Consider the following 12,794-nt stretch of genomic DNA (forward strand, 5'->3'; position numbering starts at 1 on the left):
AGCTTCATTCTCCTTCCCCTAATTACAAACCATTCAGATTAATTATACTTATGAAAAACAGATGTTTTTATGAACATATTGAATTTTAAGAAAAAAGTCAATTGTTTATTTTTTAATACCGTTAATACCCGATTTCAACTCATCTTATAAAGATATCCATACAAATAGAAGATTCTATATTTTCTGTTTTTATATTGACGCTTACATCTATTTTTAGTTATTATAACTTAATAACGTCTATTTTGCGACAATTCTAAAAATACAAACATACATAATGAGGAGGCAGTTTATGAAAAGAGAAATACCTTTTGGCATAGCAATAATCCCTATTATCATTACAGTTGCAGTTATGATGGTTACAATTGTTGTATTAGAACAAAGCCCTCACGTCCCACTTATTATCGGTACAACCGTTGCTTCGATCGTCGCTTGGCGATACGGTTACAAATGGAATGACATTGAAGAATCGATGTATAAAGGAATTCGCCTTGCATTACCCGCTATCGTTATCATTATTCTTGTAGGTTTAACGATCGGTGCTTGGATTGGCGGCGGAATCGTCGCTACTATGATTTATTACGGCTTAAAACTTTTAACTCCATCACTATTTTTAGTTTCAATTACAATTATTTGTTCTATCGTTGCATTAGCAATCGGTAGCTCTTGGTCTACAATGGGAACAATCGGTGTTGCTGGAATGGGAATTGGCCTAAGTATGGGAATCCCAGCTCCAATGGTTGCTGGCGCTATAATTTCCGGTTCTTATTTTGGCGATAAAATGTCACCGCTTTCAGACACGACAAACTTAGCCGCAGGATTAACAAATACAGATTTATTCACACATATTCGTCACATGTTATTTACTACAATTCCAGGTTTAATTATTACTCTTATCGTTTATGCGTTCTTAGGAAGAAGCTTTGGCGATAACAATATTGATTCAAAAAGCATCGATCAAACGTTACAAGTATTGCAACAAAACTTTGTTATCTCACCTTTTCTATTAATTATACCAGTAGTTGTTATGGTATTGGTCGCTAAAAAAGTCCCTGCTATACCAGCTATTCTCGTAGGTGTTATTTTAGGATTCTTATCACAAGTCTTTATTCAAGGTGGTTCTGTCTCATCAGCTGTCGGTGCACTCCAAAGTGGATTTGTTATAGACACTGGAAACAAGCTAGTAGACGAACTATTTAACCGTGGTGGCTTAAGCTCTATGATGAATACAGTTTCTATGACAATTGTCGCTATGACTTTCGGAGGAGTACTAGAACATACTGGCATTCTTCGCTCAATTGTAAATCAAATTTTAAAATTAGCGACATCAGCAAAGGGACTTATCGCTTCTACTATCGCATCTTGCTTTGCAACGAATCTTACTTGCTCTGAACAATATATTTCGATTGTTGTTCCTTCAAGAATGTATGCAAATGCGTACACAGAAAAAGGACTACATTCTAAAAATTTATCCAGAGCATTAGAAGATGGCGGAACATTAACTTCTGTTTTCGTACCTTGGAATACATGTGGTGTATTTATACTCGCAACACTTGGTGTAGGCGCATTCGAATATGCTCCTTATGCTATATTGAATTTCATCGTACCTATTATTTCAATCATTTATGGTATAACTGGCTTCACAATTACGAAGCTATCTGATATTGAAAAAGCAGACCTACTGAAAAAACAAAAAGCACAACTAGAAGCTTAAAATTTTTGAAACGAATACAACGGTAAATTTAGCTCATATATTGCACGAGGGCGCCCTTGTTGATAGGGCATTTCCTCGCCGCAAATATTGGCATATCTGTAATCAACTAATTTCTTTAACAGCCTTTCCGTCGATCGCCGAGTCACTTGTAAGTACTCAGAAAGATCCGCCGCTGTAAATTTCAATGATGGATGCGATTGACTAAACTGAATAATTTTTGACAAGTTTGCAGGACTAAGCTTCGTTTCCTTCGCTATTTTCATTAATTCTGGATTATCGTTTTTTAAACTTTGTACTCTCTGTTCTTTCGGGAACGGGCCAAATAATTTTTTATCACTTGTTAGTATATAAAAGCAGCGTTCTATCGGATTATTTTTTGCGAAACCTTGAGCGATTTTTGCATTTTGTTCCGCTTCATTTACTGTTTTTCCGTAACCAAATCCAATAGATACAGCTCCTTCTATATTCGTAAATAAACGATCTATCGTATTTGTTTTTATACTCGATTCGATATCACCACGAGTTGTATACAAAATAAAAGTCATTTCATCAACTTGTTTAAATGAACCACGTAATTCTTTTGAAATTACATTTAATTGTTCAAGCGATCTTTCTTGTAACTCTATAAAGGATATAATACAAGCACCAACAGTAGCTGAATGGCTTTTTGCTAACTCAGCTTTTATTTTTGCATCTTTTAATCCATGTATAATTGATTGCGTTGGATCTATCATACGCTCTGAAGGAATACCTATTTTTTGAAGTTCATCGTAGACAGCGTGAATACTAGTTAAAGCTAAATCAGCCTCTCCTGATTGATATTTAGCTAAATGAAAATCAATGATTCTCTTAATTTCATCATTACTCCATAACACATTTTCATAATCCATCACTTGCGGAGTTTCTTTCAGACCGATATCATGGAACACATTTTTAATAAACGAACGATCTACTAAATCAATTGAAATTTTATGAGGTTGAATACTTTGATGATATATTATAGAAAGAAGTGAAGAAGCGACAGTTGTCTCGTCTTGCTGTAAGTACGTACTTGGAATTGGTAATTGTTCTCTTATTTCTTTTGCCATATAATAAGGTAGGGCACCCGAGAAAAAAATAACATTACAAGGTTTTAAACGCTTTAATAGTTCAGAAGATTCTGCCGGGTGAAGGTAAATATATGGATCAATCTCTATCTCTTCTAGTTTATGAGCAATAGGTAAAAGATTCTCCATAAACTCTTTTGAACCGACAACTGCAATTTTTATCATCATTTTCTCTAACTCCTTATCATTAATTAACGACTATTTAACGTCAACTATATCAAATGTACAAAACCATTGTAAACAGGAAGGGGTCTTTATTCAATGAAAATTACAGCTATTCACCTTTACGCAATTCGTTTACCGCTTCGCGATCCGTTTGTTATTAGTTATGGTTCTTATTCTGATATGCCTTCTATTATCGTCAAAATGGAAACAGATGAAGGCATTATCGGTTACGGTGAAGGCGTTGCTGATGATCACGTTACAGGTGAATCATGGGAAAGTACTTTCCATGTTTTAAAACATACACTAGCTCCTGCTCTAATTGGGAAAAATCCAATGAATATCGAAAAAATACACGATATGATGGACAATACAATTTACGGTATTCCTACTGCGAAAGCTGCGATTGATATCGCTTGTTTTGATATACTGGGTAAAAAACTAAATCAACCTGTATATCAATTAATTGGAGGACGCTACCATGAAGCATTTCCTGTCACTCACGTCTTAAGTATCGCCGATCCAGAAAATATGGCTGAAGAAGCAGCTTCCATGATTAAGAAAGGTTACCAATCTTTCAAAATGAAAGTCGGCACGAATGTAAAAGAAGATGTAAAACGAATTGAAGCTGTACGTGAACGTGTAGGAAATGATATCGCGATTCGTGTTGATGTAAACCAAGGCTGGAAAAATAGCGCAAACACATTAACAGCACTTCGTTCATTAGGACATTTAAACATCGACTGGATTGAACAACCTGTTGTAGCGGATGATATTGATGCAATGGCTCACATTCGTTCGAAAACAGATCTTCCGCTTATGATTGATGAAGGACTAAAAGGCTCTCGTGAAATGCGCCAAATTATTAAATTAGACGCAGCTGATAAAGTGAATATAAAACTAATGAAATGCGGCGGCATATATCCAGCTGTAAAACTCGCTCATCAAGCTGAAATGGCAGGCATTGAATGCCAAGTTGGATCCATGGTCGAATCATCTGTTGCCTCTTCCGCAGGATTCCATGTCGCTTTCTCAAAAAAAATCATTACTAGTGTCGAGCTAACGGGGCCATTAAAATTCACGAAAGACATCGGAAACTTACATTACGACGTACCATTTATTCGCTTAAACGAAAAGCCGGGACTCGGCATTGAAATAAACGAAAATACATTACAAGAATTAACCGTCTTTCAAGACGTTGTACGCTAAAGGAGGACTAACACATGACGACTCTTTACGAAGGAACATTAAAACAAAACAACGATTCATTTCACGTTACATTACTATCTTTAGAACATATGGAACAAATTTTATCATTACAAAACGTTGTAGTTGAAGCGCTAGAAGATAAAGGTCGTTTACAACCACTCTTGCTAGAAGAATTTCAATACATTCTAGAAGGAAATGGCATGATGATCGGTGCGTTTATACAAAACGAGCTCATCGCATTTCGTGCCCTACTCGTCCCTCCTATCGACGATGAACATTTAGGACTTGATATCGGCCTATCAGAAAGTGAACTACACCGCGTCATCTATCAAGAAATCTCAAACGTTCACCCGAACTGCCGCGGAAATGGCATGCAAAAAATATTAGCCACAGTCATCATGGATGAATTACAAAAAGAAGGCAGCCAGTACGACTATGTTTGCTGCACCGTTGCACCTTTTAACATTCCTAGTTTAAAGGATAAATTTGCGCAAGGGATGGAAATTGCTGCGCTGAAGGAGAAGTATGGCGGGAGTATGCGGTATGTTTTTGTGAAGGAATTGCGTAAGGACACAGAAAGAGATTGGACGAATGTTAAAAGTGTTCCGATGAGTGATGTTAGTGAAAAGCAAGCGTTACTTTCAGAGGGGTATCGTGGATATAAGATGGAGAAAATAGATGGGGATTTCGTTGTGAAGTTTGGACGATAGTTCCTACACCTGAAAAAGGAGATGTCCACTGTGACACCTCCTTTTACTTTCTCCTCATTCAATAATCCCCTGGCAAATGAAATTATATGAGCGATTTTTTAAATATATCGACTTACCGACAAGTATTGACAATAATCGCAACCTATATAAAGCGCATTACTAAACCGTCATCTTCCAACTTGATAACGCTAACCAGTTTTCCATTTCCTTATAATCAGGCATTATCTTCCCAACAAGACGCCAAAAAGAACGATCATGATTTAAATGAACCATATGACACATTTCATGAACAACTACATAATCAATTACTCGCTGTGGTGCCATTGCTAACTTCCAATTAAACGTTAACTGTAGATTTGAATCACAAGTTCCCCACGTACGACTACTATCTGTAATACGAATAGAACGTGGTTTTGTTTTAAAATTACTTTGATGCGCTTTAATACTCTTCTCTACTAATGCCTTGCACTGCTTATAGTAAAATCGTTTTAAAGCCTGCTGGATTTTCTCATCCTTAAGCTCATTCACGTAAATATGTAGCTTATTCCCTTCAAATACTGCATTATCTTGTTCAATACTTGCATCTTGAGAAATCTGTATCGGATACGTATTCCCTAAATACAGAAAGCCCTCGCCTTGATCATAACCCTTTTCCTGTGGTCCAAGCGCTCGCTCCTGCATTTCCTTACGTGTTTTCTGAATCCAATCCCATTTCTCCTCTAACAATTGGACTAAGTATTCAACAGGCGTTCCTTTTGGAGCTTGCACTTCCACATTTCCGTACGAATCTACAAAAAGACGCACCGACTTTTTCTTCTTATAAGTTATATGAAAATTAATTGTCTCACCTAAATATGTATGTACCATTTCATCACCTAGTGTATTATTTTACAAATAAAAAAGAATAGGACACAAACGCCCTACTCTATCTATTATATCATTTACTGTTTCACCGAACTTATTATCCTCTGTACTTTACACCTAATCCCTTAATGAAATTCCTTGCGTATCTATCGCCGCACTCTTTGTAATGCTTATGGCCTTTCTTTCTTAATAAAGCGCCTAACTCTCCTTTTGTTACGATAACTCCTACGCTGTCTAATATATCAAGCACATCTTCACTCGTTAAAGATAGTGCTATTTTCATTTTCTTTAGAAGAAGGTTATTCGCACTCTCCTTGCTCTGTACAGGTGCCGGTTGCCCTGGTTTCGGATCTTGCTTCCCTCTTTTTAAAGTAATAAATCCATTTAAAAATGCCTCTAGCATCATCATGTCGCATGTTAATACGTACTCATCTTCGATTACATCATCATTTTCAGCTTCATGTTGTGGACTTCTCTTTACTTTTGTAAGCATATCAAGTACGTCCTCTTTCGTTACTTCCATGCCACCAAGATTAAATATTTCCACCATATCTATATCTCTTATATCTAAAGCGTATCTTACTCTTTTTAATATATCGTTGTTGCTCATTGCCATTGTATTTCCTCCTGAAATGTTGATTATAGTAATGCTTTTAGCATGTGTAAATTAATGTCGTTAAGTTACTACTTTAACATTTTAGGGTGAGGTTTTGTAGTCTTGGGTGGATTAATGCTTTTGGGGATGAGTTTAAAACAGCAATATATGTTGTTTAGGCACTTGGAATTATCCATTTTAAACCAATTGAATTATAATGATACTAGAGTTCATACGGGAGGGAATCAATAGTGAATTATCTAATTGGTTATAAAGATGCTGAACGAAACTTCGGACATGAGGACCCAATGCTAACAGAATATACATATGGAGAGTCAGGGGCTAATACCGAAAAGCTCCTAAAAGTACAAAAGGGAGATTTTCTATTCTTTCATAAAACAATACATAACAAGCGCTATATAACCGCATATTATCTGGTCGAAGAAGTCGTGCTTGTAAAAGATATCAAACAGAATCGTTTAATCATGAATAAATATGATAATCCTCACCTAAAGAAAGAGATTCAGCAACTGACACCAAGCGAATGTATTGCGTTTGGAAATCCTATTCAATCTAAAGTCCTTCAAGTTCCTTTGGAAATTACACCTGAATTATTGAGTAAATTATCCAGGTCTGCAAACCTTAATCCTAATCAAACTTTATTAAGTGCAATTTCTTCTGCTCTTCGTACTTGGAAAGAATTGAATCCATCTGATATCAATTTATTATTAGATTTAATTGAACAAAATGAGTCCAAGGGTAGACTTACTAATAGAGTTTTAACCGCTGAAGAAGTATTTCAAATTTTAGAAAGAGATATCGAGAAATTCATCATTTCTAACCCTTCAATACTTGATGCAAACTATACAATTGAAAAATCACAGCATATCTTCTCAGATGAATCACGTTTAGATTTGTTATTAAGAGATACTACTAATAACGAATTTATTGTAGTAGAAATTAAGAAAGGCCCTATTGATAGAAACGCTTTAAATCAAATTAAACATTATATTAAACTATGTAAAGAAGAATTAAAATTAAATACTGTAAAAGGTATTTTAGTTGGTAGTGGGACATCACCTTCCTTTGAGGATGATATTAATAAAGCAAAAAAGGATAGGATAATCGTGCGAAATTACGGATGGGGATTTACTATTAATTAACATACTTGAAAATGGACAAACCTAATATAGGTTTGTCCATTTTTTTATGCAACTCAAATATGAATATTTGTGGTACAGTTCACCATAACTAATCTAAATGAGGTTATTGTTCATTATTTTCATAATTAAATTTAACAAAAAAGGTCGTGCCTTCCGAGCCTGTTTGAATTTCTATTTTTGCATTATGACGGGTAGCAATGGCATAACATATGCCTAGCCCCAATCCAGTTCCATTATCTTTGGTCGTGTAAAATGGAGTACCCAGTTTCTCTAATACTTCAGGCCTGATACCTTTTCCTTGATCCCGCACTGCAAGCACCACACAATTTTGACATTCCTTGTAGGTGCTAATGGTTAGAACTTTCCCTGTGCTCATCGCTTCTAAGCCATTACGGTATAGGTTTATTAATAATTGTCGTATCTCATTACGATTTAAAAATAATTCCGGAATGTCATTTGTATCGACTTGAATAGATTTATTTTGATTATACGTATCAATCTTTATTAAAGGAATAATATCGTGGATAATTGAATTTAAATCTAACATCTGCAAATCCGATTTCCTTGTATTACCGATTGAGAGAAATTCAGTAATAATAGAATTGGCACGATCAAGTTCTTCAATCATTAAATTAAAGTACTTATTATGTTTCTCATAGGTGCGCTCTTCTTTTAATAACTGCAAAAATCCTCTTACTGTTGTCATTGGATTTCTAATCTCATGGCTGATACCTGCTGCCATTTGCCCTATTAAATCTATGTTGGATAACCTTTTCAATTCCTGCTCATATTGCTTTTTTTCCGTTATGTTTTTAAAAATACAACAAATACCATCATCATACGGATATGCAATAACTTCGTGCCAATATTCATCAGAGATAGAAAAAAATTCGAAATGAACTGTAATTCGCCCTGACATTGCACGATGAAATTCCTTATACATAACTGCGTCGACGCTACTCGGGAAGACCTCCCATATATTCTTACCTAATACATCTTTTGCTGTTTTTCTTTGTGGAAAATATTGATGCTTATTTACGTACGTGAATTCCCATTCATTATTCAGAGTAAAGAATCCATCCGTAATAATTTCAATCACACTTGTAACTTTTTCATTAGCAGCAGCTAGTTCTCTCGTTCGCTCTTCCACCATGCTTTCAAGTTGATCCATATATAACAAGTTTGAAAACGTAGGAGCTGTGGCATCAACGATAGATTTTGCCAGTTGAATTTGGGAATTATCGTAATTGTGAGCTTTTCCCTCTTTGCCAACGACGATTACCCCTAATACTTCTCCCATTGAAACCAATGGAATCATCAGTAGACCCTTACTATCTATATTTTTTGTTTGAATAACCTCTTGAATCTTGGCTTCATAGCTTTTCTCCATCCAATCCGCTTCTGTCCAATCACAGTCCTTGCTTAACTTCGTTGTTTTAATCGTTGTTTTGTCTAGCGGGTCTAAAAGGTGGGCAGCCATGTTTTTACTCTCTAAAATCTGTCCTAAGTAAAAAAAACATTTATCAAAACTCTCCTGTATCGAGGAACACATTGATAAATCACGGGTAACATCTAGTAACAGCTGCTTCTCGGCAATAAGGTTTTCCTTTTGTGTTAAATTATTTGCGTTTTGAATTGCGACCGCAGCCATATTTACATAAGCTTCAACACTTTGAATCTCTGAATCTGTTAAGTTCATTGGAACTCCATAATCAAATAAAAAAACCAGACCAAATAACTCTTGTCCAAATGAGATAGGCAGGGCTAATAAGGACTTAATTTTGAACGCATCAACTGGTCTTGGATCCGGCCGATGATCCTTTGAGGTATCAGGGATATAGATGGTTTTTTTTGTTTCAATAACTTCTTTTGCCAGTAAGTCTATTTCAGGATCAATTACCTGAGTATCGAGCGTTACGCCATTTATGGTCTCTGGTTTCCCTGCAAACCCTCTAAATGTTCCATCTTCCTGGGGTAAATAAATTCCAACAGCGTTGCACCTAACAATCTCCTCTGATATCGCCATTGTTACACGCTGCAATACTTCACGTAATTCTAATTTTGTATTTATTATTTTTGTTATATTCGCGAGCCTAGAATACCTCGTCTGATCACTTAACATTCACATAGCCTCCAAGTTATAGGCATAATAAAATAAACATGATAATATCAGTGAAAATCAAGACCAACCTGCCATTTTCAATTTTCTCCTGTATTCTTTTCTTACCCTTGTTTTACATAGAATACCTCACTTACTTATGATACGGTTCACCTTAATTAAAATGGAACAAACACTCATAAAATCGCTACACCCTATCCCTCTAACTTTCAAAAGTTACACTGTTTCACTATCTCCATCCTTATCAACACTCGCCTCAAACTTATCAAGCAACGCACGCACTTCATCAGTTGATTTCGTGTTCATCAATTGATTTCTTAGTTCAGCAGCTCCAGGGAATCCTTTTACATAAATTTTGAAGAAGCGATGAAGCCCTGTGATTGAACGTGGTAGTACTTCTGCATATTGATCTTGAAGGTCAAGCTGCAGTCTTAAAAGGTCAAGGTGTTCTTGACTGCTATGCTCTCTCGGTTCTTTTTCAAAGGCAAACGGATTTTTAAAGATTCCTCGTCCAATCATAACGCCATCAATACCGTATTTTTCAGCAAGTTCCATTCCAGTTTGACGGTCAGGAATGTCTCCATTGATTGTTATTAACGTATTTGGTGCGATACGGTCACGTAACTTTTTAATTTCCGGAATTAGTTCCCAGTGCGCATCTACTTGGCTCATTTCTTCTCTTGTACGTAAGTGAATAGAAAGGTTCGCAATATCTTGTTTGAAAATGTGCGTTAACCAATCCTCCCACTCACTTAACTCTTTAAAGCCAAGTCGTGTTTTTACGCTGACAGGTAGTCCACCCGCTTTTGCTGCTTGAATAAGTTCTGCCGCAACGTCTGGACGTAGAATAAGGCCACTACCTTTTCCTCTTGATGCTACGTTCGGTACAGGGCAGCCCATATTAATATCAATACCTTTAAATCCTAACTCTGCCATACCAATACTCATTTGGCGGAAATATTCAGGATTATCTCCCCAAATATGCGCCACTATCGGTTGCTCATCTTCTGTAAAAATTAAACGGCCACGTACACTTTTCATACCTTCTGGATGACAATAGCTATCCGAGTTTGTAAACTCTGTGAAGAATACATCTGGGCTACCAGCTTCACTTACTACGTGACGAAAAACAACATCTGTCACATCTTCCATTGGTGCAAGTACGAAAAATGGTCGTGGTAAATCATTCCAAAAATTATCTATCATTTCAAATTCAAATCCTCTCAATATGAATACAATTTCAAACTCTCAATTTAAAAATATAAAGCCAAATAGCAAAAGTACATTTGGGCATTTATATTTTGTGAAAATCAGCAATATTCATTTTAACTAAAATCGTTGCTGAATGGTATTTTTATAAACCAAAAAGCAGATGGTATAGATTTTTCTATATCAACTGCTTTTTTATTATACCAACTTAAGCCAAGCCACACACTCCACATGAGTCGTATGCGGGAACATATCAACAGGTTGTACTTCCTGTGTTTTATATCCGCCTTCTTCTAGTACTTTTAAGTCGCGTGCTAATGTTGCTGGGTTACACGATACGTATACGACGCGCTTTGGCTTCATGTCGATGATTGTGTTTAGTAATGCTTCATCACAGCCTTTACGCGGTGGGTCTACGACCATTGTGTCGGCGATTACGCCTTCTTTGTACCATTTTGGAATGACTACTTCTGCTTCTCCTACGCCAAATTCAGCGTTTGTCATGTTGTTTAGTGCTGCGTTTCGGTTTGCGTCTTCGATTGCTTCTGGAACAATTTCAACACCGTACACTTTTTTCGCTTTTTGCGCTAGGAATAAGGAGATTGATCCGATTCCGCAATAGGCATCGATTACTGTTTCGTCACCATTTAATTTTGCGTATTCTAACGTTTTATCGTATAGCACTTTCGTTTGTTCTGGGTTTACTTGATAGAATGAACGTGCTGAAATCGCAAATTTAATGTCACCGATAAAGTCATAAATATATTCTGATCCGTACAGTACTGTCGTTTTATCTCCGAAAATAACGTTTGTACGTTTCGTATTTACGTTTTGAACGATTGATTTTACTTCTGGGAATTTCGCAGCGATTTCTTCAATGATTGCTTCTTTATTTGGCAATTCAGCTGTACGTGTAATGAAGACAAGCATAATTTCCCCTGTTACTTGTCCGTAGCGAGCCATTACGTGGCGAAGTGTTCCTTTGTTACGCTCTTCATTGTAAGCCGAAATACCGTGCTTTTCACAAATACGTTTTACTTCTTGAATTAATGTATCGTTTTCTTCCGCCTGAATTAAGCATGATTCCATATTAATGATGTCATGCGTTCCTTGACGATAGAAACCAGCTACAAGTCCACCTTCACGTTCTCCAATTGGCACTTGTGCTTTATTGCGGTATACCCACGGGTTTTTCATTCCAAGTACAGGATGAACAGGAACATCACTTAATCCACCGATGCGCTGCATAACGTCACGTACTTGTTTTTCTTTCGCTTTTAATTGTCCCTCATATGTTAAGTGCTGAAGTTGACAACCTCCGCACTCGTTGTACACGGGGCATTCTGCATCTTTACGATATGGACTTTCTTGATGAAGCTTCATTAAACGACCAAACGCGAAATTTTTCTTCACTTTAATAATTTTAATTTGCGCTTCCTCACCTGGTAATCCGTTTTTTACGAAAATAGGATATCCCTTCACTTTCGCAACACCGGCACCATCATGTGTTAAATCTTCAAACACTACATCTATAAACTCGTTTTTTTCAACTGGTGGCGTCATTTTTATACTCATTTTCCGACCTCTCTTTTTCATAACACTGCGTTACATTTTATCATACTTATATGGTCTATTTCTATTGGAAGAAAAAAAGCTATTGACGATAGTTCTCTAGTAATGTTACGCTACTACTAATTTAATACGGACGATGTTACCTCATATATAGTCGATAATATGGATCGAGAGTTTCTACCCGGCAACCTTAAATTGCTGGACTATGGGGAAAACTAATGAATATTAGCCTATGTATAAAAAAGACTCCTATTGATTAGCTTTCTCTCATAGATGAAAGTGAATCCATAGGGGTCTTTTTTTATTTTTCAAAAAGGTCAGACATCTTACGTATGACATGAAACTTCCATTACTTTATTTTTAGTAATATAACG

At 36.2% G+C, this 12,794-nt stretch carries 10 protein-coding genes and 1 riboswitch; of the genes, 4 read left to right on the plus strand and 6 right to left on the minus strand.

From position 1 onward, the window contains the following. Nucleotides 1-289 precede the first annotated feature (289 nt). Nucleotides 290-1,711 carry a Na+/H+ antiporter NhaC gene (gene nhaC / locus ABH955_RS21385; RefSeq protein ID WP_404457575.1) on the plus strand — a complete coding sequence of 474 codons (1,422 nt, stop codon included), beginning with the start codon at nt 290-292 and terminating at the stop codon, nt 1,709-1,711. On the opposite strand, the gene ABH955_RS21390 is transcribed toward nhaC, so the two are convergent. Further along, the gene (locus ABH955_RS21390) at nt 1,708-2,985 is read right to left on the minus strand and encodes a transcriptional regulator (RefSeq protein ID WP_404491644.1); all 1,278 of its coding nucleotides are present in this window, start codon (nt 2,983-2,985) and stop codon (nt 1,708-1,710) included. The two genes, nhaC and ABH955_RS21390, sit on opposite strands and share 4 nt — an antisense overlap. A 93-nt stretch (nt 2,986-3,078) precedes the next feature. Here ABH955_RS21390 and ABH955_RS21395 point away from each other — a divergent pair, with 93 nt between their 5' ends. Further along, nucleotides 3,079-4,188, plus strand: coding sequence for a mandelate racemase/muconate lactonizing enzyme family protein (locus ABH955_RS21395; RefSeq protein WP_078178036.1), 1,110 nt, complete (start codon nt 3,079-3,081; stop codon nt 4,186-4,188). A gap of 14 nt (nt 4,189-4,202) precedes the next feature. Then, on the plus strand, nt 4,203-4,898 hold the full coding sequence (locus ABH955_RS21400) for a GNAT family N-acetyltransferase (RefSeq protein WP_404457569.1): 696 nt from the start codon (nt 4,203-4,205) through the stop codon (nt 4,896-4,898). Between the two features lie 159 nt (nt 4,899-5,057). Here ABH955_RS21400 and ABH955_RS21405 read toward each other — a convergent pair whose 3' ends face one another. Together ABH955_RS21405 and ABH955_RS21410 are read right to left on the minus strand one after the other, a co-directional pair. Then, the gene (locus ABH955_RS21405; RefSeq protein ID WP_000233748.1) at nt 5,058-5,765 is read right to left on the minus strand and encodes a M48 family metallopeptidase; all 708 of its coding nucleotides are present in this window, start codon (nt 5,763-5,765) and stop codon (nt 5,058-5,060) included. A gap of 94 nt (nt 5,766-5,859) precedes the next feature. After that, nucleotides 5,860-6,378, minus strand: a complete 519-nt coding sequence (locus ABH955_RS21410; RefSeq protein WP_404457566.1) for a YehS family protein — start codon at nt 6,376-6,378, stop codon at nt 5,860-5,862. 230 nt (nt 6,379-6,608) lie between these two features. Between ABH955_RS21410 and ABH955_RS21415 the strand changes: the two genes are divergently transcribed. After that, nucleotides 6,609-7,520 (plus strand): endonuclease NucS domain-containing protein, encoded by a 912-nt coding sequence (locus tag ABH955_RS21415; protein WP_088031355.1) that lies wholly within the window; start codon nt 6,609-6,611, stop codon nt 7,518-7,520. Between the two features lie 103 nt (nt 7,521-7,623). Here ABH955_RS21415 and ABH955_RS21420 read toward each other — a convergent pair whose 3' ends face one another. From ABH955_RS21420 to rlmD, 3 genes are all read right to left on the minus strand, one after another. Beyond that, nucleotides 7,624-9,642 (minus strand): GAF domain-containing sensor histidine kinase, encoded by a 2,019-nt coding sequence (locus tag ABH955_RS21420; protein WP_404457564.1) that lies wholly within the window; start codon nt 9,640-9,642, stop codon nt 7,624-7,626. Between the two features lie 213 nt (nt 9,643-9,855). Next, on the minus strand, nt 9,856-10,845 hold the full coding sequence (locus ABH955_RS21425; RefSeq protein ID WP_016121383.1) for a tRNA dihydrouridine synthase: 990 nt from the start codon (nt 10,843-10,845) through the stop codon (nt 9,856-9,858). Nucleotides 10,846-11,046: 201 nt separating this feature from the next. Further along, a complete protein-coding gene (rlmD, locus tag ABH955_RS21430) occupies nt 11,047-12,423 on the minus strand; it encodes a 23S rRNA (uracil(1939)-C(5))-methyltransferase RlmD (RefSeq protein WP_044444283.1) in 1,377 nt (458 codons plus the stop codon). A gap of 121 nt (nt 12,424-12,544) precedes the next feature. Then, nucleotides 12,545-12,646: riboswitch (purine riboswitch) on the plus strand. The last annotated feature ends 148 nt before the right edge of the window (nt 12,647-12,794 follow it).

Source organism: Bacillus sp. RC240 (genome assembly GCF_044907945.1).
Lineage (GTDB): Bacteria > Bacillota > Bacilli > Bacillales > Bacillaceae_G > Bacillus_A > Bacillus_A mycoides.

Excerpts from the sequence above, each read along its gene's own strand:
- nhaC (WP_404457575.1), top strand. The coding sequence starts at position 290 with ATGAAAAGAGAAATACCTTTTGGCATAGCAATAATCCCTATTATCATT.
- ABH955_RS21390 (WP_404491644.1), bottom strand. The coding sequence starts at position 2,985 with ATGATGATAAAAATTGCAGTTGTCGGTTCAAAAGAGTTTATGGAGAAT.
- ABH955_RS21395 (WP_078178036.1), top strand. The coding sequence starts at position 3,079 with ATGAAAATTACAGCTATTCACCTTTACGCAATTCGTTTACCGCTTCGC.
- ABH955_RS21400 (WP_404457569.1), top strand. The coding sequence starts at position 4,203 with ATGACGACTCTTTACGAAGGAACATTAAAACAAAACAACGATTCATTT.
- ABH955_RS21405 (WP_000233748.1), bottom strand. The coding sequence starts at position 5,765 with ATGGTACATACATATTTAGGTGAGACAATTAATTTTCATATAACTTAT.
- ABH955_RS21410 (WP_404457566.1), bottom strand. The coding sequence starts at position 6,378 with ATGGCAATGAGCAACAACGATATATTAAAAAGAGTAAGATACGCTTTA.
- ABH955_RS21420 (WP_404457564.1), bottom strand. The coding sequence starts at position 9,642 with ATGTTAAGTGATCAGACGAGGTATTCTAGGCTCGCGAATATAACAAAA.
- ABH955_RS21425 (WP_016121383.1), bottom strand. The coding sequence starts at position 10,845 with ATGATAGATAATTTTTGGAATGATTTACCACGACCATTTTTCGTACTT.
- rlmD (WP_044444283.1), bottom strand. The coding sequence starts at position 12,423 with ATGAGTATAAAAATGACGCCACCAGTTGAAAAAAACGAGTTTATAGAT.